This is a genomic window from Microcoleus sp. B9-D4, assembly GCF_036705105.1.
GTDB lineage: Bacteria > Cyanobacteriota > Cyanobacteriia > Cyanobacteriales > Microcoleaceae > Microcoleus.
This window is the reverse complement of record NZ_JAUBTS010000029.1, coordinates 1-25,360: the sequence shown is the minus strand read 5'-3', so window position 1 is coordinate 25,360 and position 25,360 is coordinate 1. Positions and strand designations below refer to the sequence as shown.

The window sequence follows — 25,360 nt, the reverse complement described above, 5'->3', positions numbered from 1 at the left end:
GGGTTTGCTACAATCTAATCGCACACGCGACTAGAAATGGGTTATGACCGAACTATTAGATGAGGCGCTTTCTATTGAAATGGCGACTCGCATCAAAAGCAACCGTAAAAACTGCTTTGACAACGCTTGTAAAGCAGCGTTAGCCACCGAAGGCGCAATTTATGTTCAAGGCTTTTTAGCTGTGCCTGGAGTGCCATATAAACCCATCGAGTATAGCTGGATTGAACTCGACGAGCGAATTGTTGACCCAACCTTTCCCCATCTCGGTTTCATCGCTCAAGACATTCATTACTTCCCAGTCCAGCGCTTCAGCGTCAAGAAACTCAAAGCAATCCTAGAAGAATCAAAAGAAGATTATCCTGAAGACGACCCGCTGCCGATTTATGGCAATCAACCTTATGAATATTACGGTGATTTGATGTTAGGCGGTAGCGATTACCAAAATGCTTACGATTTGGCGGCCGCTAAATGCAGGGAATTAAACCAACCCAAAAAACAGGATGCGAACTAATTCAGGACTTACCAAAAAATGGTTTGGCGCGCTACTTACAGCGCTACTGTAGCAATTGTTCCGTCGATTAATATACTTCATCATGACTTCCCAAGTCTACAAACACGGCTTTTCCGTCTTCTGTAAAGTAGAAAAGTACCCTTTCGTCGTAATCTACGCTAAAGCTCCAAAACTCCTTGAGCCTACCGGACAATTTATGAGTTTTTAAGCTTGATTCAAACGGCTATCTGATGAACTGTTCCAGCTTTGGCAAAAACCTAGCCTCCAAATCAGCATCGCCTTTGATCCGCTTTTTGAAAGCACGCTTGAATGAAGAACTGAAACTGACTTCCACGATTATTCCTCTATCATTACTCTGAGTTCATTGATGTTAGCCGAAAATTTCAGTTCACCTTTTTGTTGTTCAATCTGCGCTGACTTAAAGTTTTGATACATCTCTTCGCGACGTTCTTCCCGGAGATATTGCTTCAACAACAGTTGAAGCTCTTGCTTTTCGTCAGTAGAAAGATTTTTGATCGTCTCGACCACATCACTGAAAGTCATAACTTACAAAACCCTATTGTGCTGATTAGATTATAGCAAAAAATATCCTTTTGGTTGACTTTTGTTTCTCGTTATGCGGCTCTGCCTCGTCTTAAAAAAAGCAACAAATCTCACTATTTACCATTTTAAACCTTCCAAGATTCAGGAAACCTCGAATAATGAAAAGCAGCCAATAACGGATCTGATTTCTGATTCCAAATCAAATCCGCCAATAATTTAGCCGTCACCGGAGCCAACAAAATGCCATTGCGGTAATGCCCCGTAGCCCATGTCAAATTCTCCCAAGCACTATCACCCAAAATCGGCAACTCATCAGGAGTAGCTGGCCGAAATCCCCACCAAAACTCCAGAATCGGATAATTTTGTAATTCGGGATATAACTTAATCGCTCCTGCTAGCAAACTTTGCATTCCAGCAGGCGTATTTCCTGGGGTGAAATCCACATTTTCGCTAGTTGCACCAATAATAATTCTGCCATCTTGACGTGGCACAATATAAATTCCCGTCCCGAATAGAACGGTTTGCAGGGGCTGGATAACTCCCCTATCTTCTGGTACACATACTGACAGCATTTGTCCCTTTCTTGGAAAAACAGGAATATTCAATAACTGCTCAGACCAAGCACCCGCCGCCAAAACATAACGGTCGGCTTGCAATTTTCCTGCTGTTGTTTCAATGCCAAAAACTCGGTTTCCCTGCCGAACAATTTCCCCTGCATTGCCTTGAATAATCTCAATCTGCAATTCTTTAGTTGCGGCCTGAAGCGTCCGAAATAAAGCGCGGTTGTCTACTTGAGCGTCGTCAGGATACCACCAACCGCCAATTACTTCTTGACCTAATCCAAACTGGTGCTGGCGAACAGTATCTCTGTCCAACCATTGATAATTAAGGTTTGACAAAAGCGGCTTTTCTTGAGGCTCATTTTGACAAACTGGTGCGAGAATTCCCGATCGCCAATATCCTGTTTTCAATCCGGTAATATCTTCTAGCCGTTCCACCCAGGCAGGATACAGTGCGCGACTTTGCAAGCACAAATCCAGCATCGGACTGGGGGGAATTCGTTCGGCTTGCGGGGCAAGCATTCCAGCGGCAGCCCGAGCCGTCGGTTGTTTAGAATCGGCGGTGAGAACCGCGACAGATGCCCCTCGCAATTTCAGTTCTACTGCTAGCGAAAGACCAATTATTCCGCCGCCAATAATCAGAATATCTTTAGATGAATTCATTAACTTTTATATGGACTTTCTGAGCTTTTTGACAATCAAGCATCTAGGATACAAGCCCCCGGATTCATCCGTGGAGAAATAAAAAAAACGTGTATCCGAGAAACTTGCCCCCCGAATTTATCCGTGGGGTCAATGCTTCAATCTAAAATCTAAAATCTAAAATCTAAAATCGATTGACCTCTCGGATTTCTTTATGGTAAGGTGCCTCGTGTGCACCTTACAGTTAGAATTCTTGCACAAATCTTACAGATTATCTGGCAAGGCGATCGTCCTATCTACCTTCCTTAACAAAAAATCTATGGTTGGGTTTTCCAGACAGTTTCAGAACCCTGACCCCAGAAACCGTCATATTTTGTCACCTTAATATCGCCTAAAACCTTGGTTTGGCAGGACAAACGGCGGTTGGAGGCGGGAGAATGGGGAGGAACCGAAAGTCGGGCTTTTTCGCGCCACTGGGACTCGGAAACTTCGCCCTCGACGGTGACGGCGCAGGTGCCGCAAGTGCCGAGGCCGTGGCAGTTGATGACTTTGGCGTTGCCGTTGTAGAGATCGATGCCGTTTTTGAGCAATACTTCACGGAGATTGGCTCCGCGATCGCACTCAAATGTTTTTCCTTGCGCTTGTACCTTGACCACAGCAATTTACCCCAGTTAGATTTATGTTAATTTTCCTATATATTATCGCATTAAATTCAAATAAATTCATCTAATATGGTAAGTGATATATTACCAATTTCTCGATCGCAATTTCCCATGACAAATCGGCTCTGGATCTACGATACCACGCTGCGAGACGGTGCTCAGTGCGAGGGACTCTCCTTATCTCTCGAAGACAAACTGCGAATTGCTCGACAGTTAGACAGTTTAGGAATTCCCTTTATTGAAGGCGGCTGGCCGGGGGCGAATCCTAAAGACGTACAATTTTTTTGGCGACTCAAAGAACAGCCCCTAACTCAAGCAGAAGTTGTAGCTTTTTGTTCGACTAGGCGGCCGGGAACTACCGCAGCTAATGATGAAATGTTGCAGGCTATTTTGTCCGCCGGTACTCGCTGGGTGACGCTGTTTGGCAAGTCGTGGGATTTGCACGTTATTGAAAGTTTGAAGACCACGCTAGACGAAAATCTGGCGATGATTCGAGATACAATTGAATATTTGCGGAGTCAGGGAAGGCGCGTTATTTACGATGCTGAACACTGGTTTGACGGCTACAAACACAATCGAGATTATGCTATTAAAACTTTAGAAGTAGCCGCCGATGCCGGTGCAGAATGGCTGGTGCTTTGCGATACTAACGGCGGTACTTTGCCTCACGAAGTCAGTCAGGTTGTTCGCGAGGTGGCAGAAATAATAGAAAGTTGGGATATTTCGGAATCGGAAATTCACCCCCCCCAACCCCCCCTTATTAAGGGGGGGAGAAAGTCTCAAATTCAACCCCTTATTAAGGCGGGCAGAAAGTCTCAAATTCAACCCCTTATTAAGGCGGGCAGAAAGTCTCAAATTCAACTGGGAGTTCACACTCACAACGACTCAGGAGTTGCGGTTGCTAATGCTTTGGCTGCTGTGCGGGAAGGAGTGAGGATGGTACAGGGAACTATAAACGGTTACGGCGAACGCTGCGGCAATGCCGATTTATGTTCCTTGATTCCTAATTTTCAGCTAAAGTTGGGTCAGAATTGCATTGAAGACGAGCAATTAGTTAGATTAACTCAAGTAAGTCGATCGATTAGTGAAATTGTCAATCTTGCTCCCGACGATCGTGCTCCTTTTGTCGGTCTTTCGGCTTTTGCTCACAAAGGCGGAATTCATGTATCGGCGGTTGAGAAAAATCCGTTAACTTACGAACATTTGGAACCGGAAAAAATTGGCAACAGGCGGCGAATTGTGATTTCGGATCAAGCTGGTTTGAGCAATGTTTTGGCGAAGGCGCGCACTTTTGGCATGGATCTCGATCGCAAAAATCCTGCTTGCCGCCAAATTTTGGAAAAATTGAAAGATTTGGAAAGCCAGGGATATCAATTTGAGGGTGCTGAGGCTTCTTTTGAATTGTTAATGCGGGAGGCCTTGGGCAAGCGCAAGCGTTTATTTGAAATCAAAGGTTTTCAAGTTCACTGCGATAAAGGTAGGGAGGAAACAGTTAATTCTTTAGCAACGGTGAAAGTGACTGTTAACGGTCAAGATATTCTGGAATGCGCGGAAGGAAATGGGCCTGTTTCGGCACTTGATGCGGCTTTGCGGAAGGCTTTGCGGAATTTTTATCCGGCCATTACTGATTTTAACTTAACCGATTATAAGGTGCGAATTCTGGACGGATGTGCGGGAACTTCTGCTAAAACTCGCGTGTTGGTTGAGTTTAGCAACGGTCAAGACCGCTGGACGACTGTGGGGGTTTCTGGTAATATTTTGGATGCTTCTTATCAGGCGGTTGTTGAGGGTTTGGAGTATGGTTTGGTGTTGGGAGATAGGGAGGCGATCGTTTTAACTGTGTCGAGTTATTAGGTTAACGGCGAAGAGAAGTTGCCTGAATATCGATGTTTAAATAGATACCAAGGGGAGCATCTCAATGAAAGCAGTCAAGCTAGAAAATTGGAGTTTTGAGGCAGGAGGAAAGAGTCAGAAGGAAGGAGCCAAAAGAAGTGTTTTTACAAATATGAGATGCTCCCCTACTTTTGGGAGCATCTCAATGAAAGCAGCCAAGCTAGTCGAAATTTGAGTTTTGAGGCAGGAGGCTCTCTTGCTGCGAGGCAGGAGGAAAGAGTCAGAAGGAAGGAGCCAGAAGAAGTGTTTTTACAAATATGAGATGCTCCCTACTTTTTTACCTCATTATTATTACCTTCCCCAACTATCGCTCGCATTCCTTCGAGCGTAGCGGGAATGCTGCGCGGGTCCATAAACATCACCTTGCTGCTGTCGCTGGTGCCAATTTTTTCACCCATATCCAGATAGTTTTGAGCTAACAAAAATTGTAAAGCTTCGCGAGCATTGGGGTCATTTTGCAGAGTTTTGCCGATTATTTGCAAAGCCTCGGAAGTAGCTTGAGCTTTCAAAACCTGACTTTGGCGTTCTGCTTGAGCTTTCAGGACGATCGCCTTTTGTTGAGCTTCCGCCTCCAAAATAGTCGCTTTTTGGCGCGCTTCTGCATCCAGAACTTGCGCTTCTGCTTTACCTTTGGCGCTGTTAACTGCTGACTCGCGTTCGCCCTCGGATGTCAGAATTGCCGCCCGCTTGCGTCGATCGGCTGCCATCTGCAATTCCATCGATTCCTGTACAGTTTTAGAAGGGATAATATCCCGCAATTCTACCCGCGTTACTTTCACTCCCCAAGGATCTGTAACAATATCTAAGTCTCTGAGCAAGATTTCATTAATTTGAGAACGAGCAGTAAAGGTTTGTTCTAGATCCAGTTGACCCATTTCGGCGCGAATTTGAGTCAGCACCATATTTACCATTGCTGACTGGAGATTTTCTACTTTGTAACAAGCTTTTTCCAAGTCTACAATGCGCCAGTAAACCACAGCATCAACGGTGAAGGAAACATTATCGCGGGTAATACAAGCTTGCGGGGGAATATCTAAAACTTTTTCCCGAATTGTTTGCTCGTACACGACGCGATCGAGAAACGGCGTGACAAAATTTAAACCTGGTTCCAGTTTCTTGCCACTGTATTTACCTAAAGTTTCCACCAGCGCTTCATTTCCCTGATTGATAATCTTGACGGAACCTGCGAGGGCTGAGCCACCGAGTGCTAAAAATACAAGTAAAAAAAATTGTTCCACGGTTGCCTCCTATAAATGTTGACTGTTGACTGTTGACTGTTGACTGTTAAATGTTTGTGGACTAATGACTAATGACTAATGACTAATGAGTAATGACTACTGACTAATGACTAATGACTAATGACTAATGACTACTGACTACTGACTACTGACTAATCACTACTGACTAATGACTACTAATTGCCTGTGATTAATTACGCATTTTGTTTAAGAATGCAAGAGATTTTCTGGCAAAACTATCAGAGTAGTGCCTTTCCGTCCGACGACAATTACGTTTTGGTTGGGGGGGATAGTAGCCTTCGTGTCTTCGCAGCGAGCTTGCCAAGAATTCCCCTCATAAATGACTCTGCCGGCTTCTCCGGGGGGAATTTCTGTTAAAGTTTTTGCTTCCTGAGAATCTGCGATCGCCCTTGCGGTGCCTTTGGGTATCAACCGCCGAGACAGCAGCACAAAAACTGTCGAAAATACCATCCAGAGGAATATTTGTAAATTAACGTAAGGTAGAACTAGAGAGCATCCAGCTACGGCGAAGGCGCTCAGTCCCATCATAAAAGCGACAAAAGCAGTGGGGAGAAATATCTCTGCCAAACAGAGCAAAGACCCAGCTATCAGCCAAAGGAGCGTCGGAGTCCAGATCATAAAAAGAATAGGTGATACTATTTAGATCTTAGATTGGAAATTTAAGATTTAAGAAATGCAAACAACTGACTCTGCAAGGGTTTGCGACTTGCTGGCCCTCAGAGCGATTTTTCGCGCCGTGGTACCAGGTTGAGGCTTCCATCGTACTCCAAGTCTGAGTTAAGTAACTTAAATTACAATTTAAGCCGGTGCAGACTGGCAGAAACTACAATTTCTAGGGGCCCAAAGGCAGTTAAGAAATTGATAGGGGCTAAAATCAGTTTATTCTCAAGCTCATGAATTTGGGCTGGCGAATCAAATATCTTCAGAATGTTTTTACACAAACTATTTCGATATGATCAGCAGTTTCTCCGAACCCATTTATTGCCCGAATCTTAGCTGTGCCGATCCCCGCAATACCTTTGGCCGCCAGCACTGTGCAGCGTGCGAAACGGATTTAATTTATCGCTATGTGTGGGTGGTGGGGCAAGCAGCCGAGGAAGTGTCGGCGGGTAAGGTAATAGCCGATCGATACTTTGTCATTGCACCGCAAATCTGGCTCGACAGCCGTCCAGCTTTGCCTCCGAGCGTCCCGGAACACCTGCCGGATACCATTATGCCTTACCTGCATTTGTATCCCCAACGGCTGCATACGCCGGAAGTATACGGTTATTGTTCCCTGGGGGAAGCACCCGAAGCGACAGAAGTGCTGTTGTTGGAAAATGTGCCCATCAATAATTTTGGTCGCCTGTATCCTTCTATTTTAGAAGCTTGGTCTGGGACAACCGGCGCGCGCCAAGTATACTGGCTGTGGCAAATGCTCCAACTGTGGGCGCCGCTATCGGAACAGGGAGTCGCTTCGAGTTTGCTGGTACCGGAAAATTTGCGGGTGGAAGGTTGGCGGGTACGCCTGCTGGAACTGCACCGGGGCAATTTTGTACCGACGCTGCGGGATTTGGGAGATGTGTGGTCAGGTTTGGTGGAATCAGCCGGGCCCGAGGTGCAGTCAAAACTCGGAGAGATTTGTCAGTTTATGCGCCGCAGCAGCATGAATTTCGACGCGATCGCCCTGGAACTAAACGATTTATTATTAGAACAAGCCGCTAAATTGCCTCTGCACTTAGAAGTAGTCGGCATGACCGATACCGGGCCGCAGCGCTCCCAAAATGAAGACAGTTGCTATCCGGTTGCTGCTGATTTTCAATTTAGCAAAACTTCAGGGGGCGAGAAATTAATTCCTTACTTAACAATGGTTTGCGACGGGGTTGGAGGCCACGAAGGAGGAGAAGTTGCCAGTCAATTAGCCGTGCAGTCCCTGAAAGCTTTAATCCAAAATTTGCTCTCAGAAATTGCTCAACAAGAAGAGTTGATGACGCCAACAATGGTGATCAAGCAACTCGAAGAAATAGTCAGAGTTGTGAATAATGTGATTTCTGCTCAAAATAATGAGCAGGGAAAAGAGTTGCGGCAACGGATGGGGACGACTTTGGTGATGGCCCTCCAGTTGCCTCAAAAAGTGAAAATTTCCGAGGATTTGCCCTCGAATAACAGCCACGAACTTTATTTAGTCAATGTTGGAGACAGCCGCGCTTATTGGATTGGCAAAAATTACTGTCACCGGCTGACTGTGGACGACGACGTAGCCTCAAGGGAAGTCCAGCTAGGACACAGTTTATACTGGGAGACTCAACTGCGATCGGATGCAGGAGCCCTGACTCAAGCTTTGGGCACGCGGGATGCCGATTTCCTGCGCCCGACGATTCAGCGATTTATTATCGAAGAAGAAGGCTTACTGCTGCTGTGTTCCGACGGTTTGAGCGACAACGACTGGGTAGAGAAATCTTGGGAGAATTATAGCCCAGAGGTGCTTGAGGGCAAAATGTCTTTGGAAGCCGCAGTTCAGTCTTGGATTCGTCTCGCCAACGAGAAAAACGGTTATGACAACACCTCCGTGGTGGCGACTCACTGTCGGATGTCGCCGGAGAGATTGGTACTGTTTGATCCGGCGGTGGCCTCAGCGCCGGCGTCAGCGCCAGTGTCAGCCTCGGTGTCGCTGCCGCCTTCCCTCGTCGCTGCGTCCCTCCAGAAGTCCGGGAGGATTCCAGAATCTCCGCTTTCAGAATCGTCCAAACAGTTGTTGTACCCCGAAACTTCCCCCGCCCCGGAACCCGTTCAAAAACAGCGCTCCAAGCTGCCACTGCCTCTACTGGGGGTGTTGGGGCTGATATTAGCAGGCGGCGGTTTAGGTTTGTGGGTGCAAAGCCTCCAAAGCCCCCAGCCCCAACCCGAACAACTTCCGCCACCGCCGGAAACTCCCGCCCCAAGTCCTTCGGAGACTCCCTCGCCCGATAGCGAGAGTCCCTCGCCGTCTCCCGAATCGACTCCTGCAGAAATTCCGTCGCCCGATAGCGAGAGTCCCTCGCCGTCTCCCGAATCGACTCCTGCAGAAATTCCGCCGCCCGAAGAAGCGGAAACTCCTTTGCCATCAGCGGAGTAAGGGAGATTAGACCTCTTGCAAAAATTCTTTTCCTCAATTGATGGGACGGGCTCTGGGGCCCATCCCACAAGAGTTATTTTTTCTCAATTGATGGGCCCCAGAGCCCGTCCTAATTATTTTTGCAAGAGGTCTATTGAATTAATTTGAGGCAGAAGGAAAAAGGCAGAAGGAAGGAGCCAGAAGAAGTGTTTTTACAAATATGAGATGCTCCCATCACAGTTAATGGTTTTGTATCATAGTCCGCTGGTAGAAACAAGATGGCTAAAAAGTCAGCCATCACTACAAAAAGTAGTTAAAAATGCTTAAGAATCTCCATGCAGCTAACAATTAGCGATTAGGAACTAATACCAATTTCATAAAGTAGCGCTAGATATTACCCCCCCAACCCCCCCTCCCGCGGGGGGGCTAAGACTTCATCCATAGCACATCTTTAGATAAATGGTATAACAACATAAGCTTTTTTATATTGACCACGAATTTCAAAGGTGGTATCCGCCACCTGATTTATCCGTGGAATCAATCCAAAATCGAAAATCGAAAATCCTCAAGAAAGAGCATTTATCCGTGGGGTCGCCTCTAAAATCTAAAATCTAAAATCTAAAATCTAAAATCGATTGACGGCGCACAATTTATTAACTATAATTACCAGGCCAAAACTAACAAAAATCTTACGCCTAACAGTTTTTCTCAAATAACCGTTAAACTATTCTAACGTTTGCGCGTACCCAACGTTGCAGGCACAACCTATATCTGTTAAGGATTCGTCCTGATTCACAGGAGCAAGATTTTAAAATATGCATCTCAGCGAACTGACTCACCCAAACCAATTACACGGCCTCTCGATTCATCAACTCGAACAAATTGCCCGACAAATTCGAGAAAAGCATTTAGAAACTGTAGCCGCTAGCGGCGGCCACCTCGGCCCAGGATTGGGTGTAGTCGAACTGACCTTAGCACTCTACCAAACACTCGACCTCGATCGCGACAAAGTTACCTGGGATGTCGGCCACCAAGCTTATCCTCACAAATTAATCACCGGCCGCTACAACCAATTCCACACGCTACGCCAAAAAGACGGCGTTGCAGGCTATCTCAAGCGCTGCGAGAGCAAATTTGACCACTTCGGCGCAGGCCACGCTTCCACAAGCATTTCCGCAGCGTTAGGAATGGCGATGGCGCGCGATCTCAAGGGGGAAAACTTTAAAACTGTAGCAGTCATCGGCGACGGCGCCTTGACTGGTGGCATGGCACTCGAAGCGATTAACCACGCGGGCCATATGCCGAAAACCAATTTGTTAGTTGTGCTCAACGACAACGAGATGTCAATCTCGCCCAACGTCGGCGCAATTACCCGCTATTTGAACAAGATGCGATTGTCGCCACCGGTGCAGTTTCTCAAAGATAACTTAGAGGAACAATTCAAACACATTCCCTTTGTCGGCGAAACTTTTACTCCTGAAATGGAACGCCTCAAAGAAGGGATGAAACGCTTGGCCGTCTCGAAAGTTGGAGCAGTAATTGAAGAATTGGGCTTTACTTACATGGGCCCGGTAGATGGACACAATTTGGAAGAGTTAATTGCCACTTTCAAACAAGCTCATACTATTCAAGGGCCGGTGTTGGTTCATGTGGTGACGGTAAAAGGCAAAGGATATGCGATCGCCGAAAAAGACCAAGTAGGATATCATGCCCAAAATCCTTTTAACTTAGCCACAGGCAAAGGCATTCCCTCCACTAAACCCAAGCCTCCAGCTTACTCGAAAGTCTTTGCCCACGCCCTAGTCAAGCTAGCAGAAGATAATCCCAAAATTGTCGGCATTACCGCTGCGATGGCAACCGGAACAGGTCTGGATAAACTTCATGAAAAACTGCCTAAACAGTACATTGATGTCGGGATTGCCGAACAGCACGCCGTGACTTTATCCGCTGGTTTAGCCTGCGAAGGAATGCGCCCGGTTGTGGCAATTTACTCGACATTTGTGCAGCGGGGATACGACCAAATAATTCACGATGTTTGTATCCAAAATTTGCCAGTTTTCTTCTGTTTGGATCGCGCCGGCATTGTCGGGGCTGACGGGCCAACTCACCAAGGAATGTACGACATTGCCTTCTTGCGGTGCCTGCCAAATATGGTAGTTATGGCACCAAAAGATGAGGCAGAATTGCAGCGGATGGTAGTCACAGGAATCAACCACACAAGTGGCCCGATCACCATGCGTTACCCGCGCGGCAACGGTTACGGCGTGCCTTTGATGGAGGAAGGTTGGGAAGAGTTGCCGATCGGCAAAGCCGAAATTCTCCGCAACGGCGACGATGTGCTGATATTGGGTTACGGTTCAATGGTTTATCCGGCAATGCAAACCGCCCAGATTCTGAGCGAACACGGTATTGAAGCAACTGTCATCAATGCGCGTTTTGTCAAGCCTTTGGACACCGAATTAATCTTGCCTTTAGCACAGCGAATCGGCAAAGTTGTCACAATGGAAGAAGGCTGTTTGATGGGAGGCTTTGGTTCAGCAGTAGCTGAATCTTTGCTCGACAATAATATCCTGGTGCCGCTGATCCGGCTGGGCGTACCGGATACATTAGTAGATCATGCAACGCCAGAGCAATCATTTGCAAGTTTAGGATTAACTCCGTCGCAAATGTGCGATCGTATCTTAGCAACATTCAGCCGCAAACAGTCACCCGTTAGCGTGTAAATAGCTAGAATTGTAGGGTGGGTGCTGCCCCACCATTGGTGTCAACAAACACCCTATTTCCCGAAGTCCGGCAGGGGTTTAAACCCCTGCCTCAAAGCTAAAGTCCTCTCAAGAGGACTGAAAAACTCATTAGTCCTACTATATAGTTAAGGTCATTAGTTGATAGCCATCGATCGAAGAGGAGGATTTTATGGGAGAAGCTAACCGCCGAAAAAGATTCGATTCAAATTACGGTAACAGCCTTAATATTGGATGTTTTATCGCTGCTTATACTTCCAGCGATGCTCATGCTGTCTACCTTGGAATTGGAAGAAAGGGAAGCGTAGAACGCAGACTTATATCAGCTCACGCAAGCATCCTTGACGCATGGAAAATACTTGTTTATTGCCAAGATATTTTATCTAAGCTTAAATATTTTCATCTGCAAAGCAACGATCAAATTACTAGCAATTTCATTAGCAGTTTGATTGGGACTTACGGTGATTATTCTGATGACGATGCTGTTTATGAAGTGTCGGGCGATAAAAAAGCGCTTATGGATTGGCTGTCGCAAGGCAAAACGATCTTGGATGATGATTTGCCTTCCAATATTAACGTTTTGGTTGTAAAGCCCCCAGTTTCCAAAAAGTACAAAGTTTTTTGGTACGAATCACAAGAAGCTCCCAAAAATACTTACGGTAATCCCGAAGAAAATTGTGTTTTTACAGTCGGTAAAAATTCTGATGAACCCATTTCGGGGGGTGCTAACAAGAAAGTAATTTTTTTCAGCAGTTATGTAACCGCTGCCTATGTAGCTGACTATGTTAATCGGTTGAACAGAGATAGTTTAACTGAGGAAGAAGTCAAGCGACTGTTGTTTGAATCCAATCAGCTTCAAGGAAAAATTTAGCCAACTATGAATCAATGCTTTCAGTCATTTGTCATAGTTTTTGACGCCAGACAATATAGTACCATCTGACATAAAGGAGAATCAACAATGACTTATCTCAACCGAACTCGCACAGTATCCCGAAAAAGATTACACCCAAAACGTACACGTTCTTCAGAAGAAATAGCCCAATGGTATGCTGAAAGAGAAGCATTTTATCAGCGCTGCAAACCTATTTTCGATCGCCTCAAACCAGAATTGATTAAAACCCACTACAACTGGTACATGGCAGTTGAACCCGACAGCGGGGAATATTTTATCGACAAGGATGATATGCTAGTTGCAAACATAGCCCATGAGAAATACCCGAAAGCTAAATTGCACGTTTTTCGGATCAATGAAACCGGAGTTTGTGGCACGATATGATTCAAGGAACATTGGGTGATGAGGATGAGCTATTTTTTGAAATTTCATTGATTACTGATAACGGCTTAGAATTACCTGTTGATGCCCTGCTAGATACAGGTTTTTCTGGCTGGTTAGCTATGAACGATCAAGATTTAGACGGACTTGATTGGACATATGTCAAACAAGAAAAAATGCGAACAGCTAAGGGAGAATTTAATTTCGATCTTTATGCAGGAAAAGTGCGTATTGAGGGTCAAGAATTTGACATTCCTGTTCACGTAGGTGCGGGAGTACCGGAAATTTTAATCGGCCGCCAGTGGCTGAAAACTCGGCGGTTAGTAGTTGATATGTCTGCGGGTGTTTTGACATTGGAAGCGAGTTAAAAGCAAAATGAATTTAAAAAGTTTTGACATAGTAATAGTAGGAGCAGGCCCTGCTGGCGGTCACTGCGCGAGAATCCTAGCCCAATCCGGCAACAAAGTCTTGCTGGCCGAGCAAAACGACAATTTTAATAAAAATGACTTTTCTAGCGCCGCTACACCTCTAGAAACCCTCTCTAAATTCGATTTACCTGAATCCGTTATCGGCAGTTTTTGGCACAAACTTACTATTGAAACTAGCAAAGTCAGTCAAACTTGGGAGTCTCCCGAAAGCTTGGGAGTTGTTCTCAACTTTGCTAAGTTTAGAGAATTTTTAGCCCGCGAAGTTGAGCGATTTGGCGGTGAAGTTTTGTTGGGTTATCGCTACATTCGACACTCACAAGAAAACGGCGAAACAATAGTACAATTCAAACAGTTATCCGACGGTCAAATTATCAAATTTAGCACTAAAGTATTGGTTGATGCTACTGGCTTTGCTAGGGCGATTATGTACGAAAAAGAGAATGATAAGCCGGATTTTTTGTCGGGAACTGGAATTGAATATTTAATTGAAGTAGAGCCAGAAGTTTACAATAAATACAGCGGTGATTTAATCTTCTTTTTGGGCGATAAATGGATGCCAAAGGGTTATTCCTGGATATTCCCAATGGAACCAAACAGGCTGAAAGTTGGTGCGGGTCGCATTTTTTTAGATCCGAAAACGGTGAGACATTTGTCACCGCTGAAAAAATATATTGATTTACTGATTGATGAATATCTGAAGTCTAAAAATTATAAAATTATTGACAAACACGGTTCGACGCTGAAGTACAGTCGCGGCTTGAAGGATATTTATTGGAAAGAAAATAATGTAATTGCGATCGGCGATAGTGTTTCGACAGTAAATTTTTTGGGTGGCGAAGGGATTAGACACGGGATGGATGGTGCCCAAATCGCCGGGAAATATATTCAAAGGTATTTGGAGGGGAAAATCTCAGATTTTCGGGATTACGAGACGGAAATGCACCGCAAGTTTGCTCAGAAATGGAATATTTCGGAAAGTTTGGCGGTGAGAAAGTATATCGATGATGTTAATGATGAACTAACCGATAAAATGATTTCTTATTTAAAGTATATGAAAACTGAAGATGTTATGGAGATTTTATTTTATTATAAGTTTGAGAAGATTTCTAGAGGGTTAGGCGGTTATCTGCAGAGAAAAATCAAGGCATTGATTAATAAATTTCACTTGTAAGGTGCGTCCGTTGATTGATTTTTAGTTGAGTCAAAAATGTCGCGGATTGACGCACATTACTAAGGATCACGAATTAAATAATTTACACTCTTGAAAGTGGGGAGTAGGGGTTGGGCTTATAGCCCGCCCTTTCTGGACGGGCGGGACGCCCATTCCACAAGAAACATCACGCATTCTAAGTTATTTAATTCTCATTTCTAAGCTAATTTTAAGGCATTTTCTGCGGTGACTTGAATGCGAGGCAGCGACAATAAAGAATCGTCAAAAATGCTAAAATTTAAGTGATATGATACACCAAAAGTATATCCACTCGCTCCAATTAAATGCGCTACAATTGGATCGACATCGCCGTAAGGATAGGCAAAACATTTAACAGGTTTCTCTAATCCCCGTTCCAAGATAGCACGGGATTTGGCTGCCTCCCGCACAATTTCTGTCGGCGACAATGCAGTCAAAGGTTGATGAGTAGCAGACATAGAACCGAATTCAATCCCTGCATCCCGCAGTTGCAAAATTTCCGGCCATCCCATTAACTGCACTTCTTCAAATTCGGCTTTTTCCCAACTATTTGTCTTTCCTATTGACTCCGCTACGAGAAAAACAGTTGCTGTAAAATCAAAGCGTTTTAGCAGAGGCCAAGCATATTGGAAAAAGTCGAGATAGCCGCCGTCAAATGTCATCAATACAGCTTTACCGGGTAAAGGAGTTTTAGCCAGTTTCGCGCTTCGCCAATTCTCCCAACTCGCACTGTAATAACCGAGATTTTTGAGATTGTGTAACTGTTGTTCAAAAATCTGGGGAGTAACTGCGTCTAAACCGTCAGGAGAAATGCGGCGGTAGGAGAGAATCGGGACTTTTTTTGTAACGCTATGATTGTCCAAAACTTGAGGTTTCACCGAGTGAGAAACTTCCCGATAAGAAGATTTTGAGCCAATGATTTCCGGTGCGTAAAATACTTGCTTTGGAAACTCGTTTTCTTGGGGAATTTGCATTGTCGGTTCCCCCGCGATTGCCGCGGCTGACTCGATTTCCGGCAGCGCCGCCGCCGGGAGTGCGGCCCGGCGGCTGACACTTGTCCCGATCGCACCCGATCGCCTGCCGAACATCACCGCATTTTGGGGGTAAATGCCCCCAGCACCCGGTGCATTCAAACTGTCGGGCAAATTAGACCTTTGTTGAGCACAAGAGGCTAAGCGCGATCGTAGCCCTTGCTTGCCGTTGAGTGGTTTTCCCAGCAAAGCTTCTCGCACGACGGCGACGCACAACTCAAAACCCATATTTCGAGTAATTGTCGATCGCAATTTTTGAGCCGAAACCAAATTATTTTCCACCGCAACAGTGACAATACCGACAGCAACGCCGCCTACTTTCACCAGCACGTCTATTTCAGAAAGGTCAACTTTTATATTAGCAAATTCCTCGCTAATTTCTAAGACAATCAAATCTTTTTCGAGGGTAATTGTGGGGACTTCCTCTGCTATTTCTGGCTTGTAGAAATCCTGCAAATGCCAATGCGGACGCCCCCATAATTCTTGCAGAAATAGCCTCCAGTCATGTTTACGGTGCAATGGTTCCAGCAAAGTTTCCCACAATTTATTGCCTTTTTCGCAGCGATTGCGTCGAAAGAAGCGATCGAGAATTGGCCAAGCAAACTGGGCTGCAACCGCATCCGCCAACACCGAAGCCACAACCATGCCATCGCAAATCGGCAATTCAATAATACCGAGTTGAATTCCTTCTAGTTTGATCGTACAGCACAGGCGATCGCATATTTGCCAAGCGTAAATATCCGAAATTGGTTCGCTCACTTCCACCGTAACTTTCCAGGCAATTTCACCTTGGACTCGCTGAATTTTATCTAAAATATATCTGATTTCCTTTCGAGTGAAAATTTTATGATATTTGTGAACGTTACTACTTTTGACATCTCTCTCAATTCCTTTGTGCCAAGGTAGATTTAAACTTAGCTTTGCGGCTTTTTCTTGATAATTAACGAGCATTGTGCCGTCATATTCAATGCCCATAAAATGACAAATTTTTGCTAAAATTTGTGTTTTGTTATCTAAAAGCTCCTCATATTTAACTAATATATGATTATATTTATTAATATATTTGTTGCTAGTTAACATCGCGTGTTCCCAGCGATTGATACAGTGGTTTAAATCCCAACCAGCGCCCCACAATTCGTTAAAACTCCTAGTAGCCTCATACATAGAAGCTATTGTATCCATACCGTTTCGCAAAATATGTATGAATTTCGCATTCGGCAAAAAGCGCTCTATGTCATCAATAAAATATATGTGTTCCGGCGTTTTTTCCAACCAAACGCTGTTTTTTTGTTCAGCAGCCAAACCATCCAAAACTCTCACAAACCAACTAGCTTTAGCTTCCACACTTTGGCTGTCATCAAAATCTTTCAAAAGTTCAGGACGTTTAATCTCATCCTTAAAAAAAGCTTCCATTCTACCGGGCAACTTTCCCGCAAACTGATCGTATAGCAAATAGTGAAAAAACTTAGATTCGGGAAAAGAAATAACTTCGGGATGAGCGGCTAATAAGCTTTGAAGAATTGTTGTGCCACTGCGAGGAGATCCTACGAGAAATATTCGTTTCATTTTTATACTTTATAAGTTGTTTGTGAATGAGATTATTTTTAACCGCAGAGAGCGCAGAGGGCACAGAGGGAGAGAATAAAGAGGTAGGATTCATGTTCCTCTGTGCCATCTCTGCGGTTAAAAACTCTTTTCCTAACTCCAAGTAAAATCCTGTTTTAACAAGTCAGAAAGTTCTTGATTGTAAGGTTTGAAATAATCTGTCAATTGTTGTTCTATTGCTGCTGGTATTTGGCTGTATTCCTCGATCGCATTAATCTCATATTCTTTACTTGCGAACGCTCTAATATCCAAGAAATCTAACACTTCGGAAACAACTTTGTCGGTATTTGCCTCAAAATCTTCGCTTTTGAGAATTAGCAACTGTTCCCTCGGAAAATAATCGAGCCAATTCCTGATTTGTTCAACATAAATTCCTCGCGACAAATAAGAATAATGTTGGTGGTTGAAACTGTAATAACTTGGATCAGCTTTGAGCTTTTCAATTTCACCTTTTAGGCGATCGGGCTCGGAAGCGATCGCCTTTTCAAAATCCAGCTTTTCGCAGCCGATCGCCACTTCTAAATGATACTGCAGCCAAGCTCGTTTTACCGGGTTTCGCAGCATTACAATTAGCTTAACATCCGGGAAGCACTTGTAAACCCGCTCGGCAACCAATGGATGATAAATATAGTAAGCAGTCATCTCCCACAGCAACACCTTTTCACCCGCCACACTGCGAGTCAACTGCTTGCTGTACCAATCAACGCCCCGCTCAAAATTCAAATCAAAAAAGTGAATTTCGCGGGAACCTTCTTTGAGAATTTGCAAGTGATTTGCGAGATAGCCGGATAGAGGTTCCGTGCCACACTTTTGAGCGCCAATAATTAAAAAATCTGGTTCCTGCTTATTTTTCAACTGATCCGAAATTTTGGCATAGGCGGGATTATCCTTATTCAATGGGTGAACTTTCTCGGCTGGTTCGGGTAAATCCGCAACCTGCATTTTGTCCTCAAATTCCCAGCGGTAGGGCGGACAAAGAATCGTTTTTTGGCTTACAGTCGATCGCACGTACAGCGGATAAATGTGCCAATGATAATCATAGGCGTAAGCCCAACTCTTCTCGTAAACCCCAGCATTCACGTAATACTGACCGTTGCCTAAATCCAGCCTATCTACGTGCAGGCGGATTGTGCCTTTACCTTCCGCCAGCGGCAGCAATCGGCCCATTTGATTAGTATTAGTCTCAAAACAACTTTGACCGTCTTCCCGGCTGATTGTCACGCCAAAAATAGCGGACAAAATTGCTTTTTGTACAGAATAATTAATTTCCACAGTAATAGAATCGCCACTGTTTATCTCATCATCCGGCAAGACTTTGACATCCGTAATTTCTACTTCTAAAGAACCGAAGCGATTGTCATTAATTCGCAGTTGTGAATCCATACTCGTCACTTCAGGAGGACGCATGGGAGTGCGTTTTTCGGTTGGTGGGCGCATTTCCGACAAATACTGACCGACTACCACTTCTGGTTCCCCGTAAGCCACGATTTCACCTGATTTCAGCCACAAAGCCCGATCGCACAGTTTATGAATTTGCGCCGCGTTGTGAGAAATCAAAACAATCGCACAGCCTTGATTCTTAAACTCGGTGATTCTGTTCAAACATTTATTTTGAAAAGCCACATCACCAACCGACAAATGTTCATCAACTAACAGCACTTCTGGATCGGTGTGCACCGCCACCGAAAAAGCCAGCCGCATTTGCATCCCTGTACTGTAAGTCCGCATCGGACTATCAATAAACTGTTGCAATTCCGCAAATTCAACAATATCATCAAATCGGCGCGCCGCTTCCCGACGAGTCAAACCGGCCACCACCGCACCCACAAACACATTTTCTCTGCCCGTTAAATCCGAGTGAAAACCCGCACCCAAATCCAACAAACCGCCAATTCTGCCATTAACTTCAATAGTTCCTTCTTGAGCCTGGCCGATACCGCCAACAAGTTGCAGCAGCGTCGATTTTCCCGCGCCATTCTTGCCGAGAATTCCCAGCATCTCCCCTGGAGAAACAGTGAAATTGATATCCCGCAGTGCCCAAAAACGCGCCTGCGGTTTCATCTGCCGAAAACCCGCCAAAGCGGCCTGCATAATCGTATAAGGTCGATCGGCAGAATAGCGGTTGAAACGTTTCCCCAAACCCTTGACAACAATAGCTTGACGCATTTACAATTCCTCCACAAAAGTATTGCTTTGCCGTCTAAAAATTCCCAGTCCGATCGGCAAAAGAGCAGCCACAACCAAGCTAACAATTAACAGCGCCAGCCAATCCGGCTGCATACCTTTGAGCAGTATGGCGCGGTAAGCTCCAAGTAGTGGCACCATAGGATTTAACTGATAAAAAGGCTGAAATTGTTTCGGGACGCTGCTGATGTCGTAGAAAATCGGAGTCAAGTAAAACAGCATCTGCAAAAGTACACCCAAAGTGTACTGAGTATCGCGAAAAGTGACATTCAATGCGGCGAGGGGATAAGCCAAACTGACTGTCAAAATAAACTGAATAACCATCAGCAGTGGCAACACAAACAGCACTAAACTCGGCTGAACACCATCAATTGCCAGAAAGATAATTAACACCGGCAAAGCTAACATAAAGTGAATTAGCCCCGTCATGGTCGTGACTACCGGTAAAATTGCCGTGGGAAAATTAGGCTGTCTGATTAGCGCTTTATTGTTGGTAATTAATCCCGTTGCTTGAAATAATGCGGTTTGAGACCAACTCCAGATTAACAAACCGCTGAAAGCAAAGGAAGAAAATTGCGGAACGTTAATCGGTACAACAGAACGAAATACAAATGAAAATACAGCTAACTGCAACAGCGGATTGATTAAAGTCCAAGCAATCCCCAAAGTCGATCGCTTGTAAAGTAATTTTATATCGCGATCGACCAACACCCGCAGCAAATCGAAGAAATGAGCGATTTTGCGCCTGTAACCCACCCTTGGAACACTTCTCATCGCACACCTCCGGCGACTTGCTCAGGTTCCGACTGTAGCTGCTCTTCCGGCTCAATCTCAGCTAACTTCTGCGCCTGCAACTGCGCTTTTCTGTAAGCAAAAGGACTGTCGAGAGCTCCCAGCAACTCTCTGACTACCAACTTGCGCGGCAGCAAACCCGGAACCCCCAAGCGGCGCACCAGCCACCAACCAAGCCACTGAAACATAGCAAATTTCCAAATTTCCCAGCGCGGCACAGTGCGGTTGCGATCGCACGTGAGTAAATAAGCCCCAAAGCTGCGCCCGTTGTCCTGTAACTGCCGGCTCAAAGCCTCGGCGCTGCGTCTGTGCCGATGCCACACCAAAGCTCTCGGCTCATAAAAAGTCGAGTATCCCTTCGCCAGAATCCGATGAAACATCTCAATATCCCCAGCACCGCAAGTCGCAGTACCCACATCGAGAGCAACGTCAAAATTGCCCACAGCCTCGAAAACTTGCCGCCGGAAAGCCATATTCGCCCCCACGCCGTATTTGCTCGCCCACAGCAACTCCCGCGTCGAGAGCTTGCTACCATCAAATTTAAAACTGTCGAGGTATTGCAGCATTCCCCCGTAGCGGAGTTCAAATTGAATTTGAGCCTCTGTTTCTAGTTCCGCCGGCGCGACTAAACCGCTAACTGCCATAATTTCCGGGTCAGCAAACGCCGCAGCAATACCCCGCAGCCAACCCCGATCGGGCCACACGTCGTCGTCAGTAAAAGCAATAATCTCATGCCGCGCTTCCGCGATCCCGCGATTGCGCGCCCAGTCCAATCCTGGCCGTTCTTCCTTGACGTAGCGTACCGGTAATCGCGCGACGAATTCAGCCGTGCTGCTGTTTGCAGGAGCGTTGTCTATAACGATAATTTCGCGGTGCGGATAGTCGAGGGCGAGCAGAGCTTCCAGAGCGCCTTTGAGCAAATCTGTGCGATCGCGCGTGCAGATGACAACGCTAATTGACGGCAGGTGCCGATCCGCCACTGCTTCAGAAACAGCGCCGAACTGCTCTCCTAAAGTCGATCGCACCAACTCTTTTCCTAACTGATCCACAATTGTTTGCCGCACTCTCTCAGCGGAAATTGTTTGCTCCCAGGGATTGTTACTAACAGAAGCCCAGCCCAGAGGCCGTCCCCGGTAGCGAACTAAAATGCGAACTGCTTCGTATTGTTCGAGTTGCCGAATCGGATTAATCTGTTCGGTAAACTCAATTTCCATCACTTTTATTGCCATAACTTGCTCCGTAAAATTTTGCAACGGTAACTCGATCGAAAAATTTTGAGTTTTGGCTTTTAAGTTGGGGGTTGCAATTTCCCAATTTCCAACTTTTGAGGTTTGAGTTTTTGGTTTAACTTCCCCGAATTCAGTATATCTGCACGAAAAAAATATCTTCTACGGGCTGGTTTAGCTAAGGATAACGAGATATAAGCCATAAGGTGAAGGCACTCATCTGCCCGAATCATGTAATGTTTATTTGCACCTACCTACTTAGTTATTAATTGCTAACTCGTAACTTTCAAAAGCAACTAAAGGTTTTTCTTCAAGCGTTTCAGCAGTGCGGGGCATACCGTTAACCGCGATCGCCCCCGCCAGCGGTTGAGCAAAGTGAAGCGCCAGAATCGATCGCAAGTGAGCGCCTCGCAGCGGTTCCGCGCCTGCTTGCGGAAAAATATGGCCGACTGCTAGTTGGTCGTAATACAGGTAAACCCCAGCAGGTCGTTCCGCGTCCAGCAGACTTTCTGCCGCTTCCCAACCTTGCTGCAAATCAATGTTAATTTCATGTCCGCCCAAATCAGCACGGGCCGGGCCCCCTTGCATAAAACTAGAAATAGCAGAACGACTTTTTAGCTCATCAATTACACCCCGCAAATACCAATAACCGCGCAATTTTGCCCGCAACCACCGCCAAGTTCCCCGCATCCCCAAGCTTTCCAGCAAATCCAGAGATTTCCTGACTCCTACAGCCAGCCCATCGACAACCGCCGGCCATAAAAACGCGATCGCCACCACAATCTTGTCTACCAAAAAATAAGGAGTTTCGTAGTCTTTTATTTGCAGCGTCGGTCTGAGTTCCGGGTGTCGGCGGCCGATCAAAACATCAGATCGCCCTTCCTGACGAGAGCGGCGGAAAGAGCGATCGAGATTATTAGTTTCGTGTTCGTAATGATAGCCCACAGCCTCCCCCGCTACAGCAAAAGGTACACCAGCTTTCAGCAAACGCACCCCAAACTCGTAATCTTCTCCGCCACAGTTCCCGAAAGCCGAATCAAAGCCATCGAGACGAGCAAACAGTTCTGCATCCAAAGAAAGGTTGCCGCTGAGCAAATCTTGATAAGTAAATCGGTGACCAGGTTGGCTCATCTGATAAAACTTCTCTTCCCACCACGAGCGCACTTCCACGTCAAAAAACCTAGTTCCTCCATGCAACTTAGGCGGATAGGGGCCCATGACAGCCGCTCCCGGACGCAAAGAGTGAACCCGCGCATGGCTTTCCACCAAAGGTGGCAGCGCTTCGATATCGTCGTCGAGAAACAGCAGCAATTTCCCGGTAGCCGAAGCCGCTCCCGTATTGCGGGCGATGGCAGCACTCCGGCAATTTACCTCGATCGCCTGCAGTTTAAACGGAGCTTTGTAGTCTTGTAGCATTGCCAAAGTATCGTCAATGCAGCTATCTGCCACTACAATAACTTCCATCAGGTCGATCGGATAAGTCTGCGAGTGCAAAGCATCAAGAGCGCGCCGCAGCGAAGAACTTCGGTTGTGGCTAGGAATAATTATGCTAACTGTTAGATTTTCCATATTTACATTACAACAATTAACTTCATCTGCATTTCATCTCCCTTCATCTGGCGTTAAAAATAATCTAAAAATCCCTATTCATTGCTCCCCTTAATTTTTTGTAACAACTTCCGAGAAGCAAAATAAGCCATCGGCCCGCTAATGCAGCCCCGGAATTGAGCCCACAGCAAATCCCTCGGAACCGCATCCGGTTGCTTTCGCCAAGAAGCAATTAATTCAGGAATTTGCTTATACCGCAGCCATCCCCAAGCTAATAGAGGCACACTGAATTCTCTGTTGATTACAAACAGCCGCGTCCAGAAAGCATAGACTCCGATGCCGTAGCCTTGGAGCGTTTTTCGCAATTCTTCCCAAGTGCGCCGATGGCGGTGCCAGCTCAATGCTCTCGGCTCGTAGACAATGCAGTAGCCCGCGCGCAAAATGCGGGCAAAGAGTTCACAGTCTTCGCCACCCACCGTGGGTGTTCCCGCCCCCAAAGCTTCGTCAAACAGGCCAATGTAGTCGATCGAACTTTTCCGCAAAGCCATACTCGCCGAAACTCCCACAAGATGCACAATCAGAGGATTGCACTGCGCCCCATCAAAAACTCGGCGCTCAAATCCCCGCCCGTGCGGGCTGTACCACTCAAACCATTCTTGCGCTTCGGTTTCCAGTTCCAAGGGCATCACCAGCCCCGTGACGCACATAACTCGCGGATCGCTAAAATTCCACAAGAGCGATCGCAGCCAGTTCGGATCGGGGGCAGCATCGTCATCTGTAAACGCTACGAATTCGTGTTTAGCTTCGCGTAAAGCTCGGTTACGGGCAGCGCTGGAGCCTGGTACGTCTTCGCGCACATAGCGGACTTGTGGGTAATTTTTTACCAATTCCTTGGTAGCGTCCGTGCTGGGACAATTGTCAATTACTAAGTATTCCTGACCCTCGTCTGGGAGCTGCATCAGCGCGTCAAGAGTGCGCCGCAAATCTTCCGGGCGATCGCGCGTGCAAACTGCTACTGTGGCGATCGGCAATGCCTCCACCGACCCCCGCTCATCCCATTCTAGAGTGTCGTAGAGCCAGTTTTTCCACAAGTTGTCACCAGCAGCATTCATCAGTGTTTCCCGTAATTCGTCACCGCCAAGGTGGCCTCCGACTACGGGCAAAAGAGCTTGACCGATCGGTTTTCCGTGCAGTCGAATTAAAATCAAGGCTTTACTGTAACGCTCCTCAACCGTAATTTCTGGGGGGAGTTTGGAGATTTCCAGCTCAAGAATAGCTGTTGCCATTTTAGATTTGAGATTTGAGATTTTAGATTGGGAAAAAATCCTAGATACTCCGTATATTACCGGATGTATTTTAGCAGAAATTGTTTTAGGGGATAGCAACTTCTCAATGCCATACTTGCCGAGATTCGCGATCGCGAATCAAACATAAAGCCTCATTTTGTTATGGCTATTATTTATTTTTACTTTCGATGACCCGCTGATGTCAAGTTTTTTTCCTACATAATATTTTTTATCGAAAACCTTCGCACCTCGATGCCCGTGTCAATTGCAGGCGTTATTGGCCGTCTGCGCCATCCCCAGTCTCCCCATTAATGCCACCTCTAAAACCCGATTTTTTGATAAAACCCGGTTTGTGCGATCGCTCCTCATTTCAGCTTTAATTGCGATCGTATACTATTATCGAAAACATACCCAACAATTAAACGAGAACATCTCATACTTGTAAAAACACTTCTTCTGGCTCCTTCCTTCTTTCTCTTTCGTTCTGCCTCCTGCCTCCTGCCTCAAAACTCCAATTTATAGCTGGGCTGCCCAAGTGAGATGCTCCCAATTAAACACTTAAACACTCTCGCCATTAAAACTTTCCCCAGTAGTAATTATTATAACCATCCCCAGCCCTTTGTGGTTCTTCCGTACTTAGTATGCTAAATCTTTAGGAAAATGCCAAAACAGCAAAGCTCGCATTTAAAAATTTTAAAACTTTCTCAAATCAAATACACTGCGTTTTAACAGTTTTAATTTATTATTAATACCTTCAACCATTCCGTTGTTTGTTCTTTGTTCAAAATGTCCTACTACCTCCCCAAACCACATTTTAATCGTGTTTACGATATTTTTATATAGCCTTTCGAGCGAAAGATGAGGTATCATGTTACTGACACTCACTCGTGAGGGTCAAACAGAGAAGATAAGAT

The 25,360-nt window shown here is 45.7% G+C and carries 20 protein-coding genes; 8 read left to right on the top strand and 12 right to left on the bottom strand.

What is annotated here, in order from left to right; genetic code table 11:
* The first annotated feature begins 43 nt into the window (after window positions 1-43).
* Complete coding sequence (locus tag QUB24_RS18220) at window positions 44-511, top strand: hypothetical protein (RefSeq protein WP_333051426.1); 468 nt, start codon at window positions 44-46, stop codon at window positions 509-511.
* A gap of 336 nt (window positions 512-847) precedes the next feature.
* Here the strand turns inward: QUB24_RS18220 and QUB24_RS18215 are convergent, their stop codons facing one another.
* From QUB24_RS18215 to QUB24_RS18205, 3 genes are all read right to left on the bottom strand, one after another.
* Entirely contained in the window at window positions 848-1,054 is a 207-nt protein-coding gene (locus QUB24_RS18215) for a hypothetical protein (protein ID WP_190734189.1), read from the bottom strand.
* Between the two features lie 125 nt (window positions 1,055-1,179).
* Window positions 1,180-2,277: a glycine oxidase ThiO gene (thiO, locus tag QUB24_RS18210; protein WP_333154586.1), complete on the bottom strand. Its 1,098-nt coding sequence runs from the start codon at window positions 2,275-2,277 to the stop codon at window positions 1,180-1,182.
* Between the two features lie 296 nt (window positions 2,278-2,573).
* Window positions 2,574-2,912, bottom strand: coding sequence for a 2Fe-2S iron-sulfur cluster-binding protein (locus QUB24_RS18205; protein WP_333154585.1), 339 nt, complete (start codon window positions 2,910-2,912; stop codon window positions 2,574-2,576).
* Between the two features lie 75 nt (window positions 2,913-2,987).
* On the opposite strand from QUB24_RS18205, the gene cimA reads away from it, so the two are divergent.
* Window positions 2,988-4,772 (top strand): citramalate synthase, encoded by a 1,785-nt coding sequence (cimA, locus tag QUB24_RS18200; RefSeq protein WP_445300419.1) that lies wholly within the window; start codon window positions 2,988-2,990, stop codon window positions 4,770-4,772.
* Window positions 4,773-5,080: 308 nt separating this feature from the next.
* Here the strand turns inward: cimA and QUB24_RS18195 are convergent, their stop codons facing one another.
* Together QUB24_RS18195 and QUB24_RS18190 are read right to left on the bottom strand one after the other, a co-directional pair.
* Window positions 5,081-6,049: an SPFH domain-containing protein gene (locus QUB24_RS18195; protein WP_333154584.1), complete on the bottom strand. Its 969-nt coding sequence runs from the start codon at window positions 6,047-6,049 to the stop codon at window positions 5,081-5,083.
* Between the two features lie 207 nt (window positions 6,050-6,256).
* A complete protein-coding gene (locus QUB24_RS18190) occupies window positions 6,257-6,688 on the bottom strand; it encodes an NfeD family protein (protein ID WP_333154583.1) in 432 nt (143 codons plus the stop codon).
* 334 nt (window positions 6,689-7,022) lie between these two features.
* Between QUB24_RS18190 and QUB24_RS18185 the strand changes: the two genes are divergently transcribed.
* The 6 genes from QUB24_RS18185 to QUB24_RS18160 all read left to right on the top strand — a co-directional run bounded on the left by QUB24_RS18185 (window position 7,023) and on the right by QUB24_RS18160 (window position 14,756).
* Window positions 7,023-9,164: a protein phosphatase 2C domain-containing protein gene (locus tag QUB24_RS18185; protein ID WP_333154582.1), complete on the top strand. Its 2,142-nt coding sequence runs from the start codon at window positions 7,023-7,025 to the stop codon at window positions 9,162-9,164.
* A gap of 794 nt (window positions 9,165-9,958) precedes the next feature.
* The gene (gene dxs, locus QUB24_RS18180; protein ID WP_333154581.1) at window positions 9,959-11,866 is read left to right on the top strand and encodes a 1-deoxy-D-xylulose-5-phosphate synthase; all 1,908 of its coding nucleotides are present in this window, start codon (window positions 9,959-9,961) and stop codon (window positions 11,864-11,866) included.
* 190 nt (window positions 11,867-12,056) lie between these two features.
* The gene (locus tag QUB24_RS18175) at window positions 12,057-12,755 is read left to right on the top strand and encodes a hypothetical protein (RefSeq protein ID WP_333154580.1); all 699 of its coding nucleotides are present in this window, start codon (window positions 12,057-12,059) and stop codon (window positions 12,753-12,755) included.
* 87 nt (window positions 12,756-12,842) lie between these two features.
* Window positions 12,843-13,160, top strand: a complete 318-nt coding sequence (locus tag QUB24_RS18170; protein ID WP_333154579.1) for a hypothetical protein — start codon at window positions 12,843-12,845, stop codon at window positions 13,158-13,160.
* A complete protein-coding gene (locus QUB24_RS18165) occupies window positions 13,157-13,525 on the top strand; it encodes an aspartyl protease (RefSeq protein WP_333154578.1) in 369 nt (122 codons plus the stop codon). Before QUB24_RS18170 ends, QUB24_RS18165 begins: the two co-directional genes overlap by 4 nt.
* Before the next feature lie 7 nt (window positions 13,526-13,532).
* Window positions 13,533-14,756, top strand: coding sequence for an NAD(P)/FAD-dependent oxidoreductase (locus QUB24_RS18160; protein ID WP_333154577.1), 1,224 nt, complete (start codon window positions 13,533-13,535; stop codon window positions 14,754-14,756).
* Between the two features lie 197 nt (window positions 14,757-14,953).
* On the opposite strand, the gene QUB24_RS18155 is transcribed toward QUB24_RS18160, so the two are convergent.
* The 7 genes from QUB24_RS18155 to QUB24_RS18125 form a co-directional block, all read right to left on the bottom strand.
* Window positions 14,954-17,371, bottom strand: coding sequence for a sulfotransferase (locus tag QUB24_RS18155; protein ID WP_333154576.1), 2,418 nt, complete (start codon window positions 17,369-17,371; stop codon window positions 14,954-14,956).
* Between the two features lie 132 nt (window positions 17,372-17,503).
* A complete protein-coding gene (locus tag QUB24_RS18150) occupies window positions 17,504-19,576 on the bottom strand; it encodes a Wzt carbohydrate-binding domain-containing protein (RefSeq protein WP_333154575.1) in 2,073 nt (690 codons plus the stop codon).
* On the bottom strand, window positions 19,577-20,368 hold the full coding sequence (locus tag QUB24_RS18145; protein WP_333154574.1) for an ABC transporter permease: 792 nt from the start codon (window positions 20,366-20,368) through the stop codon (window positions 19,577-19,579).
* Window positions 20,365-21,615: a glycosyltransferase gene (locus QUB24_RS18140; RefSeq protein WP_333154573.1), complete on the bottom strand. Its 1,251-nt coding sequence runs from the start codon at window positions 21,613-21,615 to the stop codon at window positions 20,365-20,367. Before QUB24_RS18140 ends, QUB24_RS18145 begins: the two co-directional genes overlap by 4 nt.
* A 255-nt stretch (window positions 21,616-21,870) precedes the next feature.
* A complete protein-coding gene (locus QUB24_RS18135; RefSeq protein ID WP_333154572.1) occupies window positions 21,871-23,181 on the bottom strand; it encodes a glycosyltransferase family 2 protein in 1,311 nt (436 codons plus the stop codon).
* A gap of 74 nt (window positions 23,182-23,255) precedes the next feature.
* Window positions 23,256-24,446, bottom strand: coding sequence for a glycosyltransferase (locus QUB24_RS18130; RefSeq protein ID WP_333154571.1), 1,191 nt, complete (start codon window positions 24,444-24,446; stop codon window positions 23,256-23,258).
* A gap of 693 nt (window positions 24,447-25,139) precedes the next feature.
* Window positions 25,140-25,316: a transposase gene (locus tag QUB24_RS18125; RefSeq protein WP_445300418.1), complete on the bottom strand. Its 177-nt coding sequence runs from the start codon at window positions 25,314-25,316 to the stop codon at window positions 25,140-25,142.
* Window positions 25,317-25,360: the final 44 nt, after the last annotated feature.